The organism is Streptomyces sp. PKA51 (genome assembly GCF_057552455.1).
The window spans coordinates 55,012-77,433 of record NZ_BAAJPZ010000014.1 but is presented as its reverse complement, the minus strand read 5'-3'; the positions used below and the strand labels follow the sequence as shown (position 1 = coordinate 77,433).

The 22,422-nt window shown below is 70.5% G+C and carries 21 protein-coding genes; all 21 read left to right on the top strand.

Annotated elements, in window-relative coordinates:
• Window positions 1-64 precede the first annotated feature (64 nt).
• The 21 genes from AC27L3_RS20900 to AC27L3_RS20800 all read left to right on the top strand — a co-directional run bounded on the left by AC27L3_RS20900 (window position 65) and on the right by AC27L3_RS20800 (window position 22,382).
• Complete coding sequence (locus AC27L3_RS20900; protein ID WP_487235576.1) at window positions 65-1,357, top strand: homoserine dehydrogenase; 1,293 nt, start codon at window positions 65-67, stop codon at window positions 1,355-1,357.
• 25 nt (window positions 1,358-1,382) lie between these two features.
• A complete protein-coding gene (gene thrC / locus AC27L3_RS20895; RefSeq protein WP_487235575.1) occupies window positions 1,383-2,477 on the top strand; it encodes a threonine synthase in 1,095 nt (364 codons plus the stop codon).
• Window positions 2,478-2,835: 358 nt separating this feature from the next.
• Window positions 2,836-3,750 carry a homoserine kinase gene (gene thrB / locus AC27L3_RS20890; RefSeq protein ID WP_487235574.1) on the top strand — a complete coding sequence of 305 codons (915 nt, stop codon included), beginning with the start codon at window positions 2,836-2,838 and terminating at the stop codon, window positions 3,748-3,750.
• Between the two features lie 413 nt (window positions 3,751-4,163).
• Window positions 4,164-6,185, top strand: coding sequence for a transcription termination factor Rho (rho, locus tag AC27L3_RS20885; RefSeq protein ID WP_487235573.1), 2,022 nt, complete (start codon window positions 4,164-4,166; stop codon window positions 6,183-6,185).
• A 331-nt stretch (window positions 6,186-6,516) separates the two neighbouring features.
• Window positions 6,517-7,635 (top strand): LCP family protein, encoded by a 1,119-nt coding sequence (locus AC27L3_RS20880; protein WP_487235572.1) that lies wholly within the window; start codon window positions 6,517-6,519, stop codon window positions 7,633-7,635.
• Between the two features lie 143 nt (window positions 7,636-7,778).
• Entirely contained in the window at window positions 7,779-8,003 is a 225-nt protein-coding gene (gene rpmE, locus AC27L3_RS20875) for a 50S ribosomal protein L31 (protein WP_487235571.1), read from the top strand.
• 126 nt (window positions 8,004-8,129) lie between these two features.
• The gene (prfA, locus tag AC27L3_RS20870; RefSeq protein WP_365965224.1) at window positions 8,130-9,209 is read left to right on the top strand and encodes a peptide chain release factor 1; all 1,080 of its coding nucleotides are present in this window, start codon (window positions 8,130-8,132) and stop codon (window positions 9,207-9,209) included.
• A gap of 37 nt (window positions 9,210-9,246) precedes the next feature.
• Window positions 9,247-10,092: a peptide chain release factor N(5)-glutamine methyltransferase gene (gene prmC, locus AC27L3_RS20865; protein ID WP_365965223.1), complete on the top strand. Its 846-nt coding sequence runs from the start codon at window positions 9,247-9,249 to the stop codon at window positions 10,090-10,092.
• 69 nt (window positions 10,093-10,161) lie between these two features.
• Window positions 10,162-10,809 (top strand): L-threonylcarbamoyladenylate synthase, encoded by a 648-nt coding sequence (locus tag AC27L3_RS20860; RefSeq protein WP_344437322.1) that lies wholly within the window; start codon window positions 10,162-10,164, stop codon window positions 10,807-10,809.
• On the top strand, window positions 10,806-11,459 hold the full coding sequence (locus AC27L3_RS20855; RefSeq protein WP_487235570.1) for an arsenate reductase/protein-tyrosine-phosphatase family protein: 654 nt from the start codon (window positions 10,806-10,808) through the stop codon (window positions 11,457-11,459). The genes AC27L3_RS20860 and AC27L3_RS20855 overlap by 4 nt, the downstream gene beginning before the upstream one ends.
• A gap of 100 nt (window positions 11,460-11,559) precedes the next feature.
• Window positions 11,560-12,870: a serine hydroxymethyltransferase gene (locus AC27L3_RS20850; protein WP_487235569.1), complete on the top strand. Its 1,311-nt coding sequence runs from the start codon at window positions 11,560-11,562 to the stop codon at window positions 12,868-12,870.
• Between the two features lie 112 nt (window positions 12,871-12,982).
• On the top strand, window positions 12,983-14,284 hold the full coding sequence (locus tag AC27L3_RS20845) for an MraY family glycosyltransferase (RefSeq protein WP_487235568.1): 1,302 nt from the start codon (window positions 12,983-12,985) through the stop codon (window positions 14,282-14,284).
• A gap of 280 nt (window positions 14,285-14,564) precedes the next feature.
• Entirely contained in the window at window positions 14,565-14,999 is a 435-nt protein-coding gene (locus AC27L3_RS20840) for a Cg1360 family ATP-synthase-associated protein (protein ID WP_487235567.1), read from the top strand.
• Between the two features lie 267 nt (window positions 15,000-15,266).
• Entirely contained in the window at window positions 15,267-16,079 is an 813-nt protein-coding gene (gene atpB, locus AC27L3_RS20835) for a F0F1 ATP synthase subunit A (protein WP_487235566.1), read from the top strand.
• A 78-nt stretch (window positions 16,080-16,157) separates the two neighbouring features.
• Complete coding sequence (atpE, locus tag AC27L3_RS20830; protein WP_365965217.1) at window positions 16,158-16,409, top strand: ATP synthase F0 subunit C; 252 nt, start codon at window positions 16,158-16,160, stop codon at window positions 16,407-16,409.
• Between the two features lie 42 nt (window positions 16,410-16,451).
• Complete coding sequence (locus AC27L3_RS20825) at window positions 16,452-17,015, top strand: F0F1 ATP synthase subunit B (protein WP_487235565.1); 564 nt, start codon at window positions 16,452-16,454, stop codon at window positions 17,013-17,015.
• Window positions 17,012-17,827, top strand: coding sequence for a F0F1 ATP synthase subunit delta (locus AC27L3_RS20820; RefSeq protein WP_487235564.1), 816 nt, complete (start codon window positions 17,012-17,014; stop codon window positions 17,825-17,827). The genes AC27L3_RS20825 and AC27L3_RS20820 overlap by 4 nt, the downstream gene beginning before the upstream one ends.
• 120 nt (window positions 17,828-17,947) lie before the next feature.
• Complete coding sequence (atpA, locus tag AC27L3_RS20815) at window positions 17,948-19,519, top strand: F0F1 ATP synthase subunit alpha (RefSeq protein WP_365965214.1); 1,572 nt, start codon at window positions 17,948-17,950, stop codon at window positions 19,517-19,519.
• A gap of 4 nt (window positions 19,520-19,523) precedes the next feature.
• Window positions 19,524-20,441, top strand: coding sequence for a F0F1 ATP synthase subunit gamma (locus tag AC27L3_RS20810; protein WP_487235563.1), 918 nt, complete (start codon window positions 19,524-19,526; stop codon window positions 20,439-20,441).
• A 4-nt stretch (window positions 20,442-20,445) separates the two neighbouring features.
• Entirely contained in the window at window positions 20,446-21,888 is a 1,443-nt protein-coding gene (atpD, locus tag AC27L3_RS20805; protein WP_365965212.1) for a F0F1 ATP synthase subunit beta, read from the top strand.
• A 116-nt stretch (window positions 21,889-22,004) separates the two neighbouring features.
• Window positions 22,005-22,382, top strand: coding sequence for a F0F1 ATP synthase subunit epsilon (locus AC27L3_RS20800; protein ID WP_487235562.1), 378 nt, complete (start codon window positions 22,005-22,007; stop codon window positions 22,380-22,382).
• Window positions 22,383-22,422: the final 40 nt, after the last annotated feature.

Here is a 22,422-nt window from a genome sequence, read left to right as displayed (position 1 = left end):
CGGGAATCTCCCTTCCAGTGGGTGAGACTGGTAACCGCCTATTTGTAATGAGAAACGAGGTCGCATGATGCGTACGCGTCCGCTGAAAGTGGCGCTGCTGGGCTGTGGAGTGGTCGGCTCCGAGGTGACGCGCATCATGACGACGCACGCCGACGACCTCGCGCAGCGCGTCGGCGCCCCCGTGGAGCTCGCCGGCATCGCCGTCCGCCGCCCCGACCGGGTACGCGCGGGGGTGCCCGCCGAGCTCATCACCACCGATGCCACCGCCCTGGTCAAACGGGGCGACATCGACGTCGTGGTCGAGGTCATCGGCGGCATCGAGCCCGCCCGCACCCTGATCACCACGGCCTTCCGACACGGCGCGAGCGTCGTCTCCGCCAACAAGGCGCTGCTCGCCCAGGACGGCGCGGCCCTGCACGCCGCCGCCGAGCAGCAGGGTGTGGACCTGTACTACGAGGCCGCCGTGGCCGGCGCCATCCCGCTGATCCGGCCGCTGCGCGAGTCCATGGCCGGCGACAAGGTCAACCGCGTCCTCGGCATCGTCAACGGCACCACCAACTTCATCCTCGACCGGATGGACACCAGCGGCGCCGGCTACTCCGAGGCGCTCGACGAGGCCACCGCCCTCGGCTACGCCGAGGCCGACCCGACCGCCGACGTCGAGGGCTACGACGCGGCCGCCAAGGCGGCCATCCTGGCGGGCATCGCCTTCCACACCCGCGTCCGCCTCGACGACGTCCATCGCGAGGGAATGACCGAGGTCACCGCGGCGGACTTCGCATCCGCGAAGAAGATGGGCTGCACCATCAAGCTGCTGGCCATCTGCGAGCGCGCCGCCGACGGGCAGTCGGTCACCGCCCGGGTGCACCCGGCGATGATCCCGCTCAGCCACCCGCTGGCCTCCGTGCGCGAGGCGTACAACGCGGTGTTCGTCGAGGCCGAGGCGGCGGGACGGCTGATGTTCTACGGCCCCGGCGCGGGCGGCGCGCCCACGGCCTCCGCGGTCCTCGGCGACCTCGTCGCCGTCTGCCGCAACCGGCTCGCCGAGGCCACCGGCCCCGGCGAATCCGCCTACACCCGGCTCCCGGTGAGCCCGATGGGCGACGTCGTCACCCGCTACCACATCAGCCTCGACGTGGCCGACCGGCCCGGCGTCCTGGCGCAGGTCGCCACGGTCTTCGCCGAGCACGGCGTGTCCATCGACACCGTCCGTCAGCAGGGCAAGGACGGCGAGGCGTCCCTCGTCGTGGTCACGCACCGGGCCACGGACGCGGCCCTGTCGGCCACGGTGGAGGCCCTGCGCCGGCTGGACACCGTCCGCGGGGTGGCCAGCACCATGCGGGTCGAGGGCGAGTAAGGACCTGAAGGGGATTACGAAAGCAATGTCTGCCAACAACGGCCGCTCCGGCGGCGCCCCCGCCACCCGCCAGTGGCGCGGGATCATCGAGGAATACCGCGACCGGCTGCCGGTCACCGCCGACACGCCGGTGGTCACCCTGCGCGAGGGCGGTACGCCGCTGGTCCCGGCCCAGGTCCTCTCCGAGCGCACCGGCTGCGAGGTCCACCTCAAGGTCGAGGGCGCCAACCCCACCGGGTCCTTCAAGGACCGCGGCATGACCATGGCCATCACCCGGGCGAAGGAAGAGGGAGCGCGCGCCGTCATCTGCGCCTCCACGGGCAACACCTCCGCCTCGGCCGCGGCCTACGCGGTACGCGCCGGCATGGTCTGCGCCGTCCTGGTGCCCCAGGGCAAGATCGCCCTGGGCAAGATGGGCCAGGCCCTCGTCCACGGCGCGCGCATTCTGCAGGTCGACGGCAACTTCGACGACTGCCTGACGCTGGCCCGCGAACTCTCCGACAACTACCCCGTCGCGCTGGTCAATTCGGTCAATCCGGTGCGAATCGAGGGCCAGAAGACGGCCGCCTTCGAAATCGTCGACGCGCTCGGCGACGCGCCCGACATCCACGTGCTGCCGGTCGGCAACGCGGGCAACATCACGGCCTACTGGAAGGGCTACCGCGAGTACGCGGCGGACGGCATCGCCGCCCGCACCCCGCGGATGTGGGGCTACCAGGCGGCCGGTTCGGCGCCGATCGTGCGCGGCGAGCCGGTGAAGGAGCCGCACACCATCGCCACGGCCATCCGCATCGGCAACCCGGCGTCCTGGCAGTACGCGGAGGCCGCGCGGGACGAGTCGGGCGGGCTCATCGACGAGGTGACGGACCGGCAGATCCTGGCCGCCTACCGGCTGTTGGCCGCGCAGGAGGGCGTTTTCGTGGAGCCCGCCTCTGCGGCCAGCGTGGCGGGGCTGCTCAAGGCGGCCGAGGCCGGGCTCGTCGATCCGGGGCAGCGGATCGTGTGCACGGTGACGGGCAACGGGCTCAAGGATCCCGACTGGGCTGTTGCGGGTGCGCCGCAGCCGGTCACCATTCCGGTGTCCGCGGGTGCGGCTGCGGAGCGGCTCGGGCTGGCCTAGTCGCCCGGGTGCGGGCGGGTGGGCGGTTGTGCCCACCCGTTCCTCCCCCGGCTACCGCTGGGAGGTGCCCCCAGCGGAATGATTGCCCACAACCCGGCGGCGGGGTGCCGTCCCACAACCCGGTGGCGGAACGACTGCCCACAACCCGGCGGCAACCTGGGCAGATGCACAGGTAGCGGTGCGACACGCATCGTGCGCCTCCTGTGCGCCCTATGTCGTCACTGAACCTTCCTTCGATAGGCTGTGCTCACACCGCCCCGTCGCTGACCGTGCCGTCCCCACGCGGTATTGCCGTCGCGACCACTTGCGGATGTCGCAACGCACCAATTACGGCCACACCAAGGAGAGTCATCGAGCGATGGCCGGTCCCGCCTTCCGCGCCGCCGCCGTCCGAGTGCGCACCCCCGCCACCAGCGCCAATCTCGGTCCCGGCTTCGACGCCCTCGGCCTGTCCCTGGGTCTGTACGACGATGTCGTGGTCCGGGTGGCGGAATCGGGGCTGCACATCGACATCGCCGGCGAGGGTGCCGACACCCTCCCGCGCGACGAGGGGCACCTCCTCGTACGGTCCCTGCGCACCACGTTCGACCTGCTCGGCGGCCAGCCGCGCGGGCTGGAGATCGTCTGTGCCAACCGCATCCCGCACGGGCGGGGCATGGGTTCCTCCGCCGCGGCCATCTGCGCGGGCATCGTCGCGGCCCGCGCGGTGACCATAGGCGGGGCCGACAGGCTCGACGACACGGCGATGCTCGAGCTGGCCACGGAGCTGGAGGGCCACCCCGACAATGTCGCCGCATGCCTGTTCGGTGGCTTCACGGTCGCCTGGACGGAGGGCGGAGTGGCCCGTGCCGTGCGGATGGACCCGGCGGATTCCATCGTTCCGGTGGTCTTCGTCCCGTCGAGAGCCGTGCTCACCGAGACGGCCCGGGGGCTGCTGCCGCGCAGCGTCCCCCATGTGGACGCGGCCGCCAACGCGGGCCGCGCGGCACTGCTCGTCGAGGCCCTGACCAGGCGTCCCGAGCTGCTGCTGCCGGCCACGGAGGACCGGCTGCACCAGGAGTACCGCGCCCCGGCGATGCCGGAGAGCGTGGCCCTGGTCAACCGACTGCGGGGGGACGGCGTCCCCGCGGTCATCTCCGGTGCGGGCCCCACGGTGCTCGCGCTGGTCGAGGACGCTGCGGCCGACAAGGTCGCACGGCTGGCGGGCGAGGGATGGGCGGCCAACCGGCTGACCCTCGACGCCGGGGGGACGAGCGTGCTGCCGCTCGCCTGACCAGTGGCGCCCGGGGGACCGGGCCCACGAAAAACGCGGTTGCCGGTCTTTGAGAGGGGGAATGTTTGTGGGATCCGGTAGTGTTAACCTCAAGTCTGCACCCGAAGCCACTACGGCTTGGTGCTGTGTGTCCCGATCAGGGACCGCTTTTCTTCCGGGAGCCTCCCCAACTGCCTGAGCAGCCTGCCTGAGCAGTTTCGAGCACGCTCCGGAATCGGCGTGGGCGACATGAGTGAAGCGTTATGTCGTGCCCTTCCCTCATTCTTCACGCCGGCACCAATGAATTGATTCTTCCGCCGTAACACCGGCGGACCACCGCCCCGGCCGGTCCGCACATCAGGACCGCAGCCGGACAGCACAACCGGTCGCCGAGCCAAGACAGGCCGACGCCCGCTCCAGGGAAGGACCCCTTCGTGAGCGACACCACCGATCTGATGGGCGTGAACGCCGCAGGCACTTCTGACAGTGCTGTCGGCAATGCCTCCGCGCCCGCCACGGACGCTCCCGCCGCGCCTGCCACCGGTGCTGCCACCGCCCCCAAGCGGCGCCGCTCGGGCACGGGCCTCGACGCCATGGTTCTGGCCGAGCTCCAGCAGCTCGCCTCCAGCCTCGGCATCAGGGGCACCGCGCGGATGCGCAAAGGCCAGCTGATCGAGGTCATCAAGGAGAAGCAGGCCGGCGCCTCCGCCGCGCCCGCCAAGTCGGAGGCCGCCGACGCGGCCGCCGAGACCAAGCCCAAGCGCCGTACGACCTCCCGGGCCCGTACGGGCGAGGCCGCGGCCGACAAGCCCGCCGAGAAGGCTGCCCAGCAGCAGATCGAGATCCCGGGCCAGCCCGCCGGGGACGAGGCCCCGGCCGGCGAGCGCCGCCGCCGGCGCGCCACCGCGCCCGCCGGCAGCCCCGACGGCGCCACCGCCGCCGCGGAGGCCCCCCGCACCGAGGCCCGTACGGAGGTGCGCACCGAGGAGCGTGCCGAGGCCAAGGCCGAGGCCGCCGTCGAGACGGCCGAGGGCAAGGGCGCCAAGGGCGAGCGCCAGGACCGCGGCGAGCGCGGTCAGAAGGGCGACCGCCGGGAGCGTCAGCGCGACCGCCGCGGCCGTGACGGCGACGCCGGTCAGCAGCAGGGCGGCGGCGCCCGCCAGCAGCAGCGCGACGGCGGCCGCCAGGGCGGCCCCGCGCAGGACGAGGACGACTTCGAGGGCGGCCGTCGCGGCCGTCGCGGCCGCTACCGCGACCGTCGTGGCCGTCGTGGCCGTGACGACTTCGCGGGCGAGCCGCAGCTGGCCGAGGACGACGTCCTGATCCCCGTCGCGGGCATCCTCGACATCCTCGACAACTACGCCTTCATCCGTACCTCCGGCTACCTGCCGGGTCCGAACGACGTCTACGTCTCCCTCGCCCAGGTCCGCAAGAACGGCCTGCGCAAGGGCGACCACGTCACCGGTGCGGTGCGTCAGCCCAAGGACGGCGAGCGGCGCGAGAAGTTCAACGCGCTGGTCCGCCTGGACTCGGTCAACGGCATGGCGCCGGAGACCGGCCGCGGCCGTCCGGAGTTCGGCAAGCTCACCCCGCTCTACCCGCAGGAGCGCCTGCGTCTGGAGACGGACCCGGGCGTGCTGACGACGCGCATCATCGACCTGGTCGCGCCCATCGGCAAGGGCCAGCGCGGTCTGATCGTGGCCCCGCCGAAGACCGGCAAGACCATGATCATGCAGGCGATCGCCAACGCGATCACCACCAACAACCCCGAGTGCCACCTGATGGTCGTCCTGGTCGACGAGCGTCCGGAAGAGGTCACCGACATGCAGCGGTCGGTCAAGGGCGAGGTCATCTCCTCGACCTTCGACCGCCCGGCCGAGGACCACACCACGGTCGCCGAGCTGGCCATCGAGCGCGCCAAGCGCCTGGTGGAGCTGGGTCACGACGTGGTCGTCCTGCTGGACTCGATCACCCGTCTGGGCCGCGCCTACAACCTGGCCGCCCCGGCCTCGGGCCGCATCCTGTCCGGTGGTGTCGACTCCACCGCCCTCTACCCGCCGAAGAAGTTCTTCGGTGCGGCGCGCAACATCGAGGACGGCGGCTCGCTGACCATCCTGGCCACCGCGCTGGTCGAGACCGGCTCGCGCATGGACGAGGTGATCTTCGAGGAGTTCAAGGGCACCGGCAACATGGAGCTCAAGCTCGACCGGAAGCTCGCCGACAAGCGCATCTTCCCGGCCGTGGACGTGGACCCCTCCGGCACCCGCAAGGAGGAGATCCTCCTCGGCGGCGAGGAGCTGGCCATCGTCTGGAAGCTCCGCCGGGTGCTGCACGCCCTGGACTCGCAGCAGGCCATCGAGCTGCTTCTCGACAAGATGAAGCAGACGAAGTCCAACGCCGAGTTCCTGATGCAGATCGCCAAGAACACGCCCAACCCGGGCAACGGCAACGACTGACGCCTCGCGCGGCAGTAACCGGAACCTCCTCGTCAGTGCTGACGGGGAGGTTCCGTCGTTCCGGGGGCCGACGGCGGTGCATCTGCGCGGCGTCGTGATCTTCCTGTGACATTTTGAGACATCCGCCACAGGCGCGAAAGCGTCACCGCACCCCGAAACACCTCGGCCACATGGCCTAAACCGCAGGTAGGAGCCGTAGAACAGGCAAAACGGGCGCTGGCCGGGCCGATCTTTTCTTAGCTTCTCCTCAGACACCGCTGTGCAACCCTGGCGCATACTTCCCCGTCAACCAGCAGGGGGCAGCCGAAGACCAGCGGAGGACTGAGAGCGCATGGCCGACGAGACCACGGGTAGGCGGGCCGGATCGCATCGCCGGCGCGCCGGCGGGAAGCGCGGCCGTCGTCGTAAGCCTCCGGTGCGCCGCAAGGGCAGGCGAATAGCCCTCTGGAGCGCCGGCGCGCTGCTCCTGCTGGGCGGTACGGGCGCGGGGCTGCTGTACATGAAGCTCAACGGCAACCTCAGCAGCGTCGACATCAACGCCGCCCTGGGCAAGAACCGGCCGGACAACGTCGACAACGGCTCGATGGACATCCTCGTCCTCGGCTCCGACTCCCGCGCCGGCGCCAACGGCAAGTACGGCCGCGACGAGGGCAGCTCCCGCTCCGACACCGCGATGATCGTCCACGTCTACGCGGGTCACAAGCAGGCCAGCGTGGTCTCCATCCCGCGCGACACGATCGTCTCCCGCCCCGAGTGCACCACCCAGAGCGGCAAGACGGTCCCCGCGGTCAAGCGGGAGCAGTTCAACGAGGCGTACTCCATCGGCGGCGCGGTCTGCGCGGTCAAGACCGTCGAGGCCATGACCAACATCCGCATGGACCACTACCTGGAGGTCGACTTCGCCGGCTTCCAGAACCTGATCGACAAGCTGGGCGGCGTCGAGGTCACCACGACCAAGCCCATCAACGACCGGTGGAGCCACCTGAAGCTGGACGCGGGCACCCACACCCTCACCGGCGAGCAGGCCCTGGGCCTGGTGCGCACCCGGCACGGCGTGGGCGACGGCAGCGACCTGGGCCGCATCAAGCTGCAGCAGGCCTTCATCAAGGCGCTGATCAACCAGGTCAAGCACGTGGGCCTGTTCACCAACCCCACCAAGCTCTACGGGATCGCCGACACCGCCACCAAGGCGCTGACCACCGACAAGGACCTCGCCTCGGTGGACAAGCTCTACGGCTTCGCCAACGGTCTGAAGGGCATCGGTCCCGACCAGATGCGCATGGTGACGCTGCCGGTCGGCCCCGACCCCCGCGACCAGGACCGCGTCGTGCCGCTGGAGGAGCCCACCGCCCAGCTGTGGCAGGCGCTGCGGGCCGACCAGCCGGTCCCCGACAGCGTGCTGAAGGTCGGCGACGGGGCAAAGACGCAGGCCGACGGCGTGGTGAAGTAGCCCGGCGGGGGCCCGGGAATACCGGGCCGCCGACCCCCGTTTTGGGGGATACGGCCAGTACTGGCAGACTGGTACGTCGGCCCCGGTTCACGCACGGCAATCCCGCCCTGCGACCCGGTGCCCTCCCGAACCTAGGAGAACCCTTGAAGCGCGACATCCACCCGGAGTACGTGGAGACCCAGGTCAGCTGCACCTGTGGCGCCTCCTTCACCACCCGTAGCACGATCGAGGCCGGCACCATCCGTGCCGAGGTCTGCTCCGAGTGCCACCCGTTCTACACGGGCAAGCAGAAGATCCTCGACACCGGTGGCCGTGTGGCGCGGTTCGAGGCCCGCTTCGGCAAGAACGCCGGGTCCGCCAAGAAGTAGCGGCCCGCTGGCGCCGGTCCTCGTCCCGCCCCTCCGTGGGTGGGGTGGACCGGCGCTTTGTCGTCGTCCGGCAGGCCCCCCTCCCGCACGCCCGCGGGCCCCTTACCTCCGCTTGAAGGAAACCTGATGTTCGAGGCTGTCGAGGACCTCATCGGCGAGCACGCCGACCTCGAGAAGCGGCTCGCCGACCCCGCCGTGCACGCGGACCAGGCCAATGCCCGCAAGCTCAACAAGCGCTACGCCGAGCTGACCCCGATCGTCGCCACCTACCGCTCCTGGAAGCAGGTCGGGGACGACATCGACACCGCGCGCGAGCTCGCCGCCGAGGACCCGGACTTCGCGGCCGAGGTGAAGGAGCTGGAGAAGCGGCGCGAGGAGCTCACCGAGAAGATGCGCCTGCTGCTGGTCCCCCGCGACCCCAGCGACGACAAGGACGTCATCCTGGAGATCAAGGCCGGCGCCGGTGGCGACGAGTCCGCGCTCTTCGCCGGCGACCTGCTGCGCATGTACCTGCGCTACGCCGAGCGCGTCGGCTGGAAGACCGAGATCATCGACGCCACCGAGTCCGAGCTGGGCGGCTACAAGGACGTCCAGGTCGCGGTGAAGACCAAGGGCGGCAACGGCGCCACCGAGCCCGGCCAGGGCGTGTGGGCCCGGCTGAAGTACGAGGGCGGTGTGCACCGCGTCCAGCGCGTGCCCGCCACCGAGTCGCAGGGCCGCATCCACACCTCCGCCGCCGGCGTCCTCGTCACGCCCGAGGCCGAGGAGGTCGACGTCGAGATCAACATGAACGACCTGCGGATCGACGTCTACCGCTCCTCCGGCCCCGGCGGCCAGTCGGTCAACACCACCGACTCCGCGGTGCGCATCACCCACCTGCCCACCGGTGTGGTCGCCTCCTGCCAGAACGAGAAGAGCCAGCTGCAGAACAAGGAGCAGGCCATGCGCATCCTGCGCTCCCGCCTGCTGGCCGCGGCCCAGGAGAAGGCCGAGGCGGAGGCCGCGGACGCCCGGCGCAGCCAGGTCCGCACCGTCGACCGCTCGGAGAAGATCCGGACCTACAACTTCCCGGAGAACCGCATTTCCGACCACCGTGTCGGGTTCAAGGCGTACAACTTGGACCAGGTGCTCGACGGTGAGCTGGACGCGGTCATCCAGGCGTGCGTCGACGCCGACGCGGCGGCCAAGCTCGCCTCGGCCCAGTAGCCGTACGAGAAGCGACCCGGATCAGGAGGAAGGCCCAGTGAACCTGCTGCTCGCCGAGGTGGCGCAGGCCACCCAGCGGCTGGCCGACGCCGGCGTGCCCTCCCCGCGCTTCGACGCGGAGGAGCTCGCCGCCTTCGTGCACGGCGTCAAACGGGGTGAGCTGCACAACGTCGCCGACGCCGACTTCGACGCCCGCTACTGGGAGGCCGTCGCGCGCCGCGAGGCCCGCGAGCCGCTGCAGCACATCACCGGGCGCGCCTTCTTCCGGTACCTGGAGCTGCAGGTCGGCCCCGGCGTCTTCGTGCCCCGGCCGGAGACCGAGTCGGTCGTCGGCTGGGCCATAGACGCCGTGCGCGCCATGGACGTGGTCGAGCCCCTGATCGTCGACCTGTGCACCGGGTCGGGCGCCATCGCGCTCGCCCTCGCCCAGGAGGTGCCCCGCTCCCGGGTGCACGCCGTCGAGCTGGACGAGACCGCGCTCGGCTGGGCCCGCCGCAACACCGAGGGCTCCCGGGTGCACCTGCACCACGGCAACGCGCTGACCGCCCTGCCCGAGCTGGACGGCCAGGTCGACCTGGTGATCTCCAACCCGCCGTACATCCCGCTCACCGAGTGGGAGTACGTCGCCCCCGAGGCCCGCGACCACGACCCGGAGCTCGCCCTGTTCTCCGGCGAGGACGGCCTGGACACCATCCGCGGCCTGGAGCGCACCGCGCACCGGCTGCTGCGTCCCGGCGGCATCGTCGTCGTCGAACACGCCGACACCCAGGGCGGTCAGGTGCCGTGGATCTTCGCCGAGGAGCGGGGCTGGGCCGACGCCGCCGACCACCCCGACCTCAACAATCGCCCGCGCTTCGCCACGGCCCGCAAGGCGACGCCGTGACGCCCTCCGGCGCACCCGGGCGACCCCACCCCCACCCTTCCGTCCCTTCCGTACGAGGAGGCCAGTGACATGGCACGGCGATACGACTGCAGCGACGCGACCGACCGCAGGACCGGTCTGCGCGAGGCGGCCGCCGCGGTCCGCCGCGGCGAGCTGGTCGTGCTGCCCACCGACACCGTCTACGGCATCGGTGCGGACGCCTTCAGCCGCGAGGCCGTCGGCGACCTCCTGCAGGCCAAGGGCCGGGGCCGGGGCATGCCCTCGCCCGTCCTCGTCGGCTCGCCCAACACCCTGCACGGGCTCGTCACCGACTTCTCCGAGCAGGCCTGGGAGCTCGTCGACGCCTTCTGGCCCGGTGCGCTCACCCTCGTCGCCAAGCACCAGCCGTCGCTGACCTGGGACCTGGGCGAGACCCGCGGCACGGTGGCCGTGCGCATGCCGCTGCACCCCGTCGCCATCGAGCTGCTGACCGAGTTCGGGCCCATGGCCGTCTCCAGCGCCAACCTCACCGGCCACCCCGCCCCGCAGACCTGCGACGCCGCGCAGGAGATGCTCGGCGACTCCGTCTCCGTCTACCTCGACGGCGGCGCCACCCCCGCCGACGTGCCGTCCTCCATCGTGGACGTCACCGGCAAGGTGCCCGTCCTGCTGCGCGCCGGCGCCGTCAGCGCCGAGCAGCTGCGCGAGGTGGTACCCGACCTCGAGGTGGCCAATTGATCGCCCCGCAGGGGCGTGGCATAGCGGAGCCGGAGACATCCGCCGACATCTTCCGCATCCTCCACGTCAGCACCGGCAACGTGTGCCGCTCGCCGATCACCGAGCGGCTGACCCGGCACGCCCTCACGCACCGCCTCGGCGACCCGTTCGCCGGGGGCCTGGTGGTGGAGAGCGCCGGCACCTGGGGCCACGAAGGCGCCCCCATGGAGGCGCACGCCGCGACGGTCCTCGCCGACTTCGGCGCCGACCCGCACGGCTTCACCGGCCGGGAGCTGCTGGACGAGCACGTCATCCGCGCCGACCTGGTCCTGACCGCCACCCGAGACCACCGCGCCCAGGTCATCTCCATGGGCCACTCGGCGGGGCTGCGCACCTTCACGCTCAAGGAGTTCACCCGGCTGGTGCGGGCCATAGACCCCGCGACCCTGCCCGACCCGCGGCAGGCCGGCGGGGTGGTCGAGCGCGCCCGCGCCCTGGTGCAGGCCGCCGCCGCGCTGCGCGGCTGGCTGCTGGCGCCGAGCGCGGAGGCGGACGAGGTGCACGACCCCTACGGCGCCCCGATCACCTTCTTCCGCTCCATCGGCGACGAGATCAACCAGGCGCTGGACCCGGTCGTCACCGCGCTCACGGGGGTCTCCGGCCGGCCCTAGCCGCGACCTTCCGGGCATATGGCACTTTGCGGGCCTACATTGGGAGGACAGGCCCTTCCGGGACCGCCCGCCCATCGCACCGCACAGCCGGGAGCCAGCGATGCCCGTGCCCACCACCCCCGCACCCGTCGGCAGCACCGGGCCCCTGGCCGCCGCACAGGACCTGCCGCGCCCCTCCTGGGACGGCGGCTTCACCGCCCTGACCCGGCAGGACCCCGAGATCGCCGGACTGCTCCTGGCCGAGGCCGAGCGCCAGGCCACCGGGCTGCAGCTCATCGCCGCCGAGAACTTCACCTCGCCCGCCGTCCTGGCCGCCCTCGGCTCGCCGCTCACCAACAAGTACGCCGAGGGCTACCCCGGCGCCCGCCACCACGGCGGCTGCGAGCTCGTCGACCTCGCCGAGGGCCTGGCCGTCGAGCGCGCCCGGCACCTGTTCGGCGCCGCGCACGCCAACGTCCAGCCGCACTCCGGCACCGCCGCCGTCCTCGCCGCCTACGCCGCGCTGCTGACCCCCGGCGACACGGTGCTGGCCATGGGCCTGCAGCAGGGCGGGCACCTCACCCACGGCTCCCCGGTGAACTTCTCCGGTCGCTGGTACGACTTCGTCGGCTACGGCGTCGACGAGGCCACCGGCCTGCTCGACTACGACCGGGTGCACGACCTGGCCCGCACCCACCGGCCGCGGGCGATCGTGTGCGGCTCGACCTCCTACCCGCGCCACCCCGACTACGCGGCCTTCCGCCGCATCGCCGACGAGGTGGGCGCCCACCTGATCGTGGACGCCGCCCACCCCATGGGCCTGGTCGCCGGGGGAGCGGCGCCGAACCCCGTGCCGTACGCCGACGTGGTCTGCGCCACCACGCACAAGGTGCTGCGCGGCCCGCGCGGCGGCCTGCTGCTGTGCGGCCCCGAGCTCGCCCAGCGCGTGGACCGCGCCCTGTTCCCCTTCACCCAGGGCGGCGCCCAGATGCACACGGTCGCCGCCAAGGCCGTCGCCCTCGCCGAGGCGGCGACCCCCGCCTTCGGCGCGTACGCCCACCAGGTCGTGGCCAACGCCCGCCGGCTCGCGGCCACCCTGGCCGCCGAGGGCGTCCCCGTGGTCACCGGGGGCACCGACACCCACCTGGTGGTCGCCGACGTCTCCACGCTCGCCCTGGACGCCGCCACGGCCCGCCGCAGGCTGACGGCGGCCGCCATGGTGCTGGACGTCTGCGGGCTGCCCCGCGGCAGCGCGCGCGGCCTGCGCATGGGCACCGCGGCCGTCACCACGCAGGGGATGGGCGAGAGCGAGATGGAACTCGTCGGCACCCTGCTCGCGAAGGTGCTGCGCGGGGAGATGCTGGAGGCCGACGCCCGCGCCGAGGTGGCGGATCTGGCCGGAAGGTTCCCCCCGTATCGCTCCCAGATGTGATCATTTGGAACCCCGTCGGGGCGGTGGGCGTCTTGGTGGGCATTCACGGTTCCGGGGCGGACGCGAATATGGTGTGAGGCTGTGATGTCCAGCGCTATCCCTGGGGCAGCCCGTGCGTGAATACCTGCTGACGTTGTGCGTCACCGCGGCGGTCACCTACCTGCTGACGGGCCCGGTGCGGAAGTTCGCGATCGTGGCGGGCGCCATGCCCGAGATCCGCGCGCGCGACGTGCACCGGGAACCGACGCCGCGGCTCGGCGGTATCGCGATGTTCGGCGGGTTGTGCGCGGGTCTGCTGGTCGCCGCGCACCTGTCCAACCTCAAGTCCGTCTTCGAGCTGTCCAACGAGCCCAGAGCCCTGTTGTCGGGCGCGGGCCTGATCTGGATCCTCGGCGTGCTCGACGACAAGTGGGGCGTGGACGCCCTGGTCAAGCTGGGCGGCCAGATGATCGCCGCCGGCGTGATGGTGCTGCAGGGTCTGACGATCCTGTTCATCCCCGTGCCCGGCGTCGGCACGGTCTCGCTGACCCCCATGCAGGGCACGCTGCTCACGGTCGCCCTCGTCGTGATCACCATCAACGCGGTGAACTTCGTCGACGGCCTGGACGGCCTGGCGGCCGGCATGGTGTGCATCGCCGCCGCCGCGTTCTTCATGTACGCCTACCGCATGTGGTACGGCCACGGGCTGGAGTCCGCCGCCCCCGGCACGCTGATCGCCGCCGTGCTCATGGGCATGTGCCTGGGCTTCCTGCCGCACAACATGCACCCCGCGCGCATCTTCATGGGCGACTCCGGCTCGATGCTCATCGGCCTGGTCATGGCCGCGGGAGCCATCTCCATCACCGGCCAGGTCGACCCCGACGCCCTCAAGCTGTGGGCGGGCTCCGAGCGGGCGGCCGTGCAGGCGATGGTCCCGGTCTACATCCCGCTGCTGCTGCCGCTGACCGTCATCGCGGTGCCGGTCGCCGACCTGCTGCTGGCCATCGTGCGGCGCACATGGAAGGGCCAGTCGCCGTTCGCCGCGGACCGCGGCCACCTGCACCACCGGCTGCTGGAGATCGGCCACTCCCACAGCCGGGCCGTGTGGATCATGTACTTCTGGTCGGCGCTGATCGGCTTCGGCACGGTGGCCTACTCGGTGAACTCCGCCAGTGTCTGGATCCTGCTGGTCATCGTCGCGCTCAGCGCCGTGGGCCTGGTGCTGCTGCTGATGCCGCGCTTCACGCCGCGCGCCCCGCTGTGGGCCCAGCGCTTCGTCCCGCCGCGCTACCGCCGCCGTGTGCCCGCGGCGCCGGCCCCCGCCGCCCGCAGCGGCGAGGGGGAGGAACGCGAGCCGGTGCCCGCGGGGCTGCACGGGGCCACCGCGGTCGGCGACCGCTCCCGCTTCGCACATGCACGCGGGGGCAAGAACTGAAGGACGCCGAATACGCCGAAGGCACCGATCGGCGTCCTCTAGCAGACGAAATGCGGCTCCGTCAGCCCTGTGACCAGCGCATTGACCCCTGCGTGTGACATGCGGCACACGATGTAGGTAAAGACCTCATCAAATAGTTTGTGATACCGTTCACGAAACCCTTGGTAGAGCCGAAGGACCGTAGTGCGGCGGCCCTTCGCTGCGAGGTGCCACCTCATTCCCGGGGATACGCTCAGTCACGACGAATCGTTGCTTCCGACCTTCGCCGGAGAAACCCTTCATGCAGTCCAACGACGCCCGAACACTTCTGCAGTGCGCCGTTCCGACCGCCCTCACCGGTGTGGTGGCCGTCGTCGTCGGCTTCGTGCTCGCCGGCGCCAAGGGTGGCATCGGTGCGACCGTGGGAGTCGCCCTCACCGGCGCGGTCATGGCCTCCGGCCTGGTCATCCTGCAGCGCACCGCCAGGAATCTGCCGCACCTTTTCCAGGCCATGGGGCTGCTGCTCTACATGACCCAGATGCTGCTGGTGGCCGTCTTTCTGATGGTGTTCAAGGACACCACGCTCTTCGACACCAAGGTTTTCGCCTTCACGCTGCTCGCCGCGACCCTCGTGTGGATCGGGGCGCAGGCGCGCGCGTACATGAAGGCCAAGATCCTTTATGTGGAGACGTCCCGCGAGACCGAGAAGACCTCGCCCGCCGGTTCTCCGTCATGAGCGGTAGGCCCGGGATAAAGGCTCGCGTGCTCACCTGCTATCGTCCGATGCCATCTGAGGTGCAGCGGACGCAGGCAGCCGAAACCCCGAGTCCCGCGGGGCAGAGCCGGCAGCCCGTGCAGCTGACGCCTGCGATGCATCTCGGCCCCACCCGGCCGATCTGCCGCACCCCCATTCGTAAGACCAGTCCAGTGCCGTTCCGTGGCTGCACGCCGCGCCGACACAACGAGGTTGCCGTACCTATGCGCCACGCTGAAGGAGCTCGCGGTGAGTGCTGACCAGACGCTGCTCGCCTTCGAGACCGATTGCCACATCTTCAACGGGTGCGGCTTCCCGGCCCCAGGGCTCCACTCGTTCGTCTTCGAGCCGCTCTTCACGATCGGCGGTTACGAGTTCAACAAGCCGATGCTGCTGGCCATCCTGGGCTCGCTCATCATCGTGGGGTTCTTCTGGGCAGCATTCGGCAGGGCCAAGGTGGTCCCGGGCAAGCTGCAGATGGTCGGTGAGGCCGGCTACGACTTCGTGCGCCGCGGCATCGTCTACGAGGCGCTCGGCAAGAAGCACGGCGAGAAGTACGTGCCGTTCATGGTCTCGCTGTTCTTCTTCGTCTGGATGATGAACGTCTGGTCGATCATCCCGGTGGCTTCGTTCCCGGTGACGTCGATCATCGCCTACCCCGCCGGTCTGGCCCTGGTCGTCTACGTCATGTGGGTCTTCCTGACCTTCAAGAAGCACGGCTTCGTGGGCGGCTGGAAGAACATCACCGGCTACGACAAGGAGCTGGGCGCCGTCCTGCCGCTGATCGTGGCGATCGAGGCCCTGTCGAACCTGATCATCCGGCCCTTCACCCACGCGGTCCGGCTCTTCGCCAACATGTTCGCCGGCCACCTGCTGATCGTGATGTTCACCATCGCCAGCTGGTACCTGCTGAACGGCATCGGCATCGCCTATGCGGGTGCGTCATTCCTGATGACGATCGCCATGACCGCCTTCGAGCTCTTCATCCAGGCCGTCCAGGCGTACATCTTCGTCCTCCTGGCCACCAGCTACATCCAGGGCGCGCTCTCCGAGCACCACTGAGCCCCCGCCTCGTCCCAGCCCCAACAGACGTCCGGTGGCCAACCCCCACCGGTCCGTGAAAGAGAAGGAAGTAACGGCATGTCCGCTGCTCTCGAAATGGTCAACCTCGCCTCCAAGGACGCCTTCACCGGCAGCGCCAGCGCCATCGGCTACGGCCTGGCCGCCATCGGCCCGGGCGTCGGCGTCGGCATCATCTTCGGCAACGGCACCCAGGCCCTGGCCCGTCAGCCCGAGGCGGCCGGCCTGATCCGCACCAACCAGATCATGGGCTTCGCCTTCTGTGAGGCGCTCGCCCTGATCGGCATCGTCATGGGCTTCGTGTTCCAGTAAACCGATCCCAGCGACAACCCCTTTTCGACGAAAGGCACTGATGTGTACGCCCTGACGCACCTGGCGTCCGAGGAGATGGAGAACCCTCTCCTCCCGCCGATGCCAGAGCTCATCATCGGCCTGATCGCCTTCCTCATCGTCTTCGGGTTCCTCGGCAAGAAGCTCCTCCCGAACATCAACAAGGTTCTGGAGGAGCGCCGGGCGGCCATCGAGGGCGGCATGGAGAAGGCCGAGGCCGCGCAGGCCGAGGCTCAGCAGGTTCTCGAGGACTACCGGGCCCAGCTCGCCGACGCCCGCCACGAGGCTGCGCGTCTGCGCCAGGAGGCGCAGGAGCAGGGCGTCGCGCTGATCGCCGAGATGCGGCTCGAGGGCCAGCGGCAGCGTGAGGAGATCATCGCCGCCGGTCACGCCCAGATCGAGGCCGACCGCAAGGCCGCCGCGGCCACGCTGCGCCAGGACGTCGGCCAGCTGGCCATCGACCTGGCCGGCCGGATCGTCGGCGAGTCCCTGACGGACGCCGAGCGCCAGAGCCGGACCATCGACCGCTTCCTCGACGCGCTCGAGGCCAAGGCGAGCGACGAGACGAAGGCCGAGGCCAAGCGATGAGCCTTGCGAGCCGGGAGGCCCTGGCCTCCGCACGGGAGCGCCTCGACGCGCTGGCGGACAACACGGCCGTGGACGCCGCGAAGCTCGCCGAGGAGCTGGCCGCAGTGACCGCGCTGCTCGACCGCGAGGTCTCGCTGCGCCGGGTCCTGACCGACCCGGCGCAGTCCGGCGAGGCCAAGGCGGAGCTGGCGCGCCGGCTGCTGGGCGGCCAGGTGGGCGACGAGTCCGTCGAACTGGTCGGCGGCATGGTCCGTTCCCGCTGGTCGCGCTCGCGCGACCTGGTGGACGCGATCGAGGAGCTGGCCTCCGGCGCCGACCTGATCGCCGCCGAGCGGGCCGGTGACCTGGACGACGTCGAGGACGAGGTGTTCCGCTTCGGCCGCATCGTCGCGTCGAACCCGGAGCTGCGCGCCGCGCTGGCCGACAAGGTCGCGGACCGCCGCGCCAAGGCCGAGCTGGTCCGCGAGCTGCTGGGGGGCCGGGCCAACCCGGTCACCGAGCGCCTCGTGCTCCGGCTGGTGACCGCGCCGCGTGGACGTAGCCTGGACGGTGGGCTGAACGCCCTCTCCAAGCTGGCTGCCGACCGCCGCAACCGCATGGTCGCGGAGGTCACCTCCGCGGTGCCGCTCAGCGACCAGCAGAAGCAGCGCCTCGGCGAGGCGCTCGCCACGCTGTACGGGCGACGCGTCCACCTCAACCTGGACGTCGACCCCGAGATCATCGGTGGCATCCAGGTGCGGATCGGCGACGAGGTCGTCAACGGCACGATCGCGGACCGGCTCGCCGAGGCGAGCCGCCGGATGGCCGGCTGACCAGCCACCAACTCAAGAGCATGTACTGACGGCCCGGGTTGGGCCGACGGTGTCCTCTGGGGGACAGTCCCCAGACCCCCAGAATTACTTCGGGCCCAACAAGGAGAGCAGGGAACCCAGATGGCGGAGCTCACGATCCGGCCGGAGGAGATCCGGGACGCACTGGAGAACTTTGTCCAGGCGTACAAGCCGGACGCGGCCTCGCGCGAGGAGGTCGGTACGGTCAGCGTTGCCGGCGACGGCATCGCGAAGGTCGAGGGCCTTCCCTCGGCCATGGCGAACGAGCTGCTGCGGTTCGAGGACGGCACCCTCGGTCTCGCCCTCAACCTCGAGGAGCGCGAGATCGGTGCGGTCGTCCTCGGCGAGTTCAGCGGCATCGAGGAGGGCCAGCCGGTGCAGCGCACCGGTGAGGTGCTCTCCGTCGCGGTGGGCGAGGGCTACCTCGGCCGCGTCGTCGACCCGCTGGGCAACCCGATCGACGGCCTCGGCGAGATCGCGACCGAGGGCCGCCGCGCCCTCGAACTGCAGGCCCCCGGCGTCATGGTCCGCAAGTCGGTCCACGAGCCGATGGAGACCGGCTACAAGGCCGTCGACGCCATGACCCCGGTCGGCCGTGGCCAGCGTCAGCTGATCATCGGTGACCGTCAGACCGGCAAGACCGCGCTCGCGATCGACACGATCATCAACCAGCGCGACAACTGGCGCACCGGCGACCCGAAGAAGCAGGTCCGCTGCATCTACGTCGCCATCGGCCAGAAGGGCTCCACCATCGCCGGCGTGCGCCGCGCGCTGGAGGAGAACGGCGCCCTGGAGTACACGACGATCGTCGCCGCTCCCGCGTCCGACCCGGCCGGCTTCAAGTACCTCGCCCCCTACACCGGCTCGGCCATCGGCCAGCACTGGATGTACCAGGGCAAGCACGTCCTGATCGTCTTCGACGACCTGTCGAAGCAGGCCGACGCCTACCGCGCCGTCTCCCTGCTGCTGCGCCGCCCGCCGGGCCGCGAGGCCTACCCGGGTGACGTCTTCTACCTGCACTCGCGTCTGCTGGAGCGCTGCGCCAAGCTCTCCGACGACATGGGCGCCGGTTCGATGACGGGTCTGCCGATCGTCGAGACCAAGGCCAACGACGTCTCGGCGTTCATCCCGACCAACGTCATCTCCATCACCGACGGCCAGTGCTTCCTGGAGTCCGACCTGTTCAACGCCGGCCAGCGCCCGGCCCTGAACGTCGGTATCTCGGTCTCCCGTGTCGGTGGCTCGGCCCAGCACAAGGCCATGAAGCAGGTCTCCGGCCGCCTCCGCGTGGACCTGGCCCAGTACCGCGAGCTGGAGGCGTTCGCCGCCTTCGGTTCCGACCTGGACGCCGCGTCGAAGGCCGCCCTGGAGCGCGGCAAGCGCATGGTGGAGCTGCTCAAGCAGTCCCAGTACGCCCCGTACTCCACCGAGGACCAGGTCGTCTCGATCTGGGCCGGCACCACGGGCAAGATGGACGACGTCCCGGTCGAGGACATCCGTCGCTTCGAGCGCGAGCTGCTGGACTACCTGCGTCGCGAGCACGGCGGTCTGATGACCTCCATCCGCGAGGGCGGCAAGATGTCCGACGACACGCTGCAGGCCGTGGGCGACGCGATCGCGGCGTTCAAGCAGCAGTTCGAGACCTCGGACGGCAAGCTGCTGGGCGAGGGCTGAGCATATGGGTGCCCAGCTCCGGGTCTACAAGAGGCGGATCAAGTCCGTCTCCGCGACCAAGAAGATCACCAAGGCGATGGAGATGATCGCCGCCTCGCGCATCGTCAAGGCGCAGCGCCAGGTGGCGGCCTCCACTCCGTACGCCAGTGAGCTCACCCGGGCAGTGACCGCGGTTGCCACCGGGTCCAACACCAAGCACGCCCTGACGACCGAGGTCGACAACCCGGTCCGGGCCGCGGTCCTGCTCGTCACGAGCGACCGCGGTCTGGCCGGCGGCTACTCCTCGAACGCGATCAAGTCCGCCGAGCGGCTCACCGAGCGGCTCAAGGCGGAGGGCAAGGACGTCGTCACGTACATCGTCGGCCGCAAGGGCGTCGCGTACTACGGCTTCCGCGAGCGCCCGGTCGCCGGTTCGTGGACGGGCTTCACCGACAGCCCGACCTACGCCGACGCCAAGCGGGTCGCCGGTCCCCTCATCGAGGCGGTCCGGCAGGACACCGCCGAGGGCGGCGTGGACGAGCTGCACATCGTCTTCACGGAATTCGTGTCGATGATGACGCAGACGCCGGTCGACAACCGGCTGCTGCCGCTGAGCCTCGAAGCCACGGCGGAGGAGTCCGAGGCGGTCAAGGACAAGATCCTGCCGCTGTACGACTTCGAGCCGTCCGACGAGGGTGTGCTCGACGCGCTGCTGCCGCGGTACGTCGAGTCCCGGATCTACAACGCCCTGCTGCAGGCCGCCGCCTCCGAGCACGCGGCCCGCCGCCGGGCGATGAAGTCGGCGACCGACAACGCCGAAGAGCTCATCAAGTCGCTCACGCGGCTTGCCAATGCGGCCCGACAGGCCGACATCACCCAGGAAATCAGCGAGATCGTCGGTGGCGCGAGCGCCCTGGCCGACGCGACCGCGGGGAGTGACTGAAACAATGACCACCACTGTTGAGACGGCCGCCGCGACGGGCCGCGTCGCCCGGGTCATCGGCCCGGTCGTCGACGTGGAGTTCCCCGTCGACGCGATGCCGGAGATCTACAACGCGCTGACCGTCGAGGTCTCCGACCCGGCCGAGGCCGGCAAGAAGAAGACCCTGACCCTCGAGGTCGCGCAGCACCTGGGCGAGGGCCTGGTCCGCGCCATCTCCATGGAGCCCACCGACGGTCTGGTCCGCCAGGCCGCGGTGACCGACACCGGCGACGGCATCACCGTCCCCGTCGGTGACGTCACCAAGGGCCGGGTGTTCAACACCCTGGGCCGCATCCTGAACGAGCCCGAGGCCGAGTCCGAGGTCACCGAGCGCTGGTCCATCCACCGCAAGGCCCCGGCGTTCGACCAGCTCGAGTCGAAGACCGAGATGTTCGAGACGGGTCTGAAGGTCGTCGACCTGCTGACCCCGTACGTCAAGGGCGGCAAGATCGGTCTGTTCGGTGGTGCCGGTGTCGGCAAGACCGTTCTGATCCAGGAAATGATCATGCGTGTGGCCAAGCTGCACGATGGTGTTTCCGTCTTCGCCGGCGTCGGCGAGCGCACCCGTGAGGGCAACGACCTCATCCAGGAGATGGAGGAGTCGGGCGTTCTCGACAAGACCGCCCTGGTCTTCGGTCAGATGGACGAGCCCCCGGGCACCCGTCTGCGCGTCGCCCTGGCCGGTCTGACCATGGCGGAGTACTTCCGCGATGTGCAGAAGCAGGACGTGCTGTTCTTCATCGACAACATCTTCCGCTTCACCCAGGCCGGTTCCGAGGTCTCCACGCTGCTGGGCCGCATGCCCTCCGCCGTGGGTTACCAGCCGAACCTCGCGGACGAGATGGGCCTCCTGCAGGAGCGCATCACCTCGACCCGTGGTCACTCGATCACCTCCATGCAGGCGATCTACGTCCCCGCGGACGACCTGACCGACCCGGCCCCGGCGACGACCTTCGCCCACCTGGACGCCACGACCGTTCTGTCGCGTCCGATCTCGGAGAAGGGCATCTACCCGGCGGTCGACCCGCTGGACTCGACGTCCCGCATCCTGGACCCGCGCTACATCGCGCAGGACCACTACGAGTGCGCCTCCCGCGTCAAGGGGATCCTGCAGAAGTACAAGGACCTCCAGGACATCATCGCGATCCTCGGTATCGACGAGCTGGGCGAAGAGGACAAGCTGGTCGTCCACCGCGCCCGCCGCGTCGAGCGCTTCCTGTCGCAGAACACCCACGCGGCGAAGCAGTTCACCGGTGTCGACGGTTCGGACGTTCCGCTGGACGAGTCCATCGCCGCGTTCAACGCGATCTGCGACGGTGAGTTCGACCACTTCCCGGAGCAGGCCTTCTTCATGTGCGGTGGCCTTGAGGACCTGAAGAAGAACGCCAAGGAGCTGGGCGTCTCCTAAGGGCCCTCGCGCCCTGACGTCCGGGGGCGGGGCACTCCCGCCCCCGGACGTCACGTCCCCTATTCTTTGACCCAACACCCGTCGCACCCGGCGGGTGTAAGACCCGAGGAGCCACGTTGGCTGCTGAGCTGCACGTCGAGCTGGTCGCGGCGGACCGAAGCGTCTGGTCCGGCGAGGCCACCCTGGTCATCGCGCGTACCACATCGGGTGACATCGGCGTCATGCCCGGCCACCAGCCGCTGCTCGGTGTGCTGGAGTCCGGCCCGGTGACCATCAAGACCACCGACGGCGCCACCGTCGTCGCGGCGGTGCACGGCGGTTTCATCTCGTTCGCGGACGACAAGCTCTCGCTGCTCGCCGAGATCGCGGAGCTCGCCGACGAGATCGACGTCGAGCGCGCCGAGCGGGCGCTCGAGCGCGCCAAGGCGGAGGCCGACGCCGCCGCCGAGCGGCGCGCGGACGTCCGGCTGAAGGCGGTCACGGGCGTTCGCTAGCCCGTATCCGCTTCGAGTACGACCCTCAGCCGCGGGCCGG

Bases quoted from the DNA above. Each gene is read 5' to 3' on its own strand.
- atpD (WP_365965212.1), top strand. From the start codon at position 20,446: ATGACCACCACTGTTGAGACGGCCGCCGCGACGGGCCGCGTCGCCCGG.
- AC27L3_RS20850 (WP_487235569.1), top strand. From the start codon at position 11,560: ATGCCCGTGCCCACCACCCCCGCACCCGTCGGCAGCACCGGGCCCCTG.
- thrC (WP_487235575.1), top strand. From the start codon at position 1,383: ATGTCTGCCAACAACGGCCGCTCCGGCGGCGCCCCCGCCACCCGCCAG.
- AC27L3_RS20810 (WP_487235563.1), top strand. From the start codon at position 19,524: ATGGGTGCCCAGCTCCGGGTCTACAAGAGGCGGATCAAGTCCGTCTCC.
- AC27L3_RS20820 (WP_487235564.1), top strand. From the start codon at position 17,012: ATGAGCCTTGCGAGCCGGGAGGCCCTGGCCTCCGCACGGGAGCGCCTC.
- AC27L3_RS20840 (WP_487235567.1), top strand. From the start codon at position 14,565: ATGCAGTCCAACGACGCCCGAACACTTCTGCAGTGCGCCGTTCCGACC.
- AC27L3_RS20860 (WP_344437322.1), top strand. From the start codon at position 10,162: ATGGCACGGCGATACGACTGCAGCGACGCGACCGACCGCAGGACCGGT.
- prfA (WP_365965224.1), top strand. From the start codon at position 8,130: ATGTTCGAGGCTGTCGAGGACCTCATCGGCGAGCACGCCGACCTCGAG.
- atpE (WP_365965217.1), top strand. From the start codon at position 16,158: ATGTCCGCTGCTCTCGAAATGGTCAACCTCGCCTCCAAGGACGCCTTC.
- AC27L3_RS20900 (WP_487235576.1), top strand. From the start codon at position 65: ATGATGCGTACGCGTCCGCTGAAAGTGGCGCTGCTGGGCTGTGGAGTG.
- atpA (WP_365965214.1), top strand. From the start codon at position 17,948: ATGGCGGAGCTCACGATCCGGCCGGAGGAGATCCGGGACGCACTGGAG.
- thrB (WP_487235574.1), top strand. From the start codon at position 2,836: ATGGCCGGTCCCGCCTTCCGCGCCGCCGCCGTCCGAGTGCGCACCCCC.
- AC27L3_RS20880 (WP_487235572.1), top strand. From the start codon at position 6,517: ATGGCCGACGAGACCACGGGTAGGCGGGCCGGATCGCATCGCCGGCGC.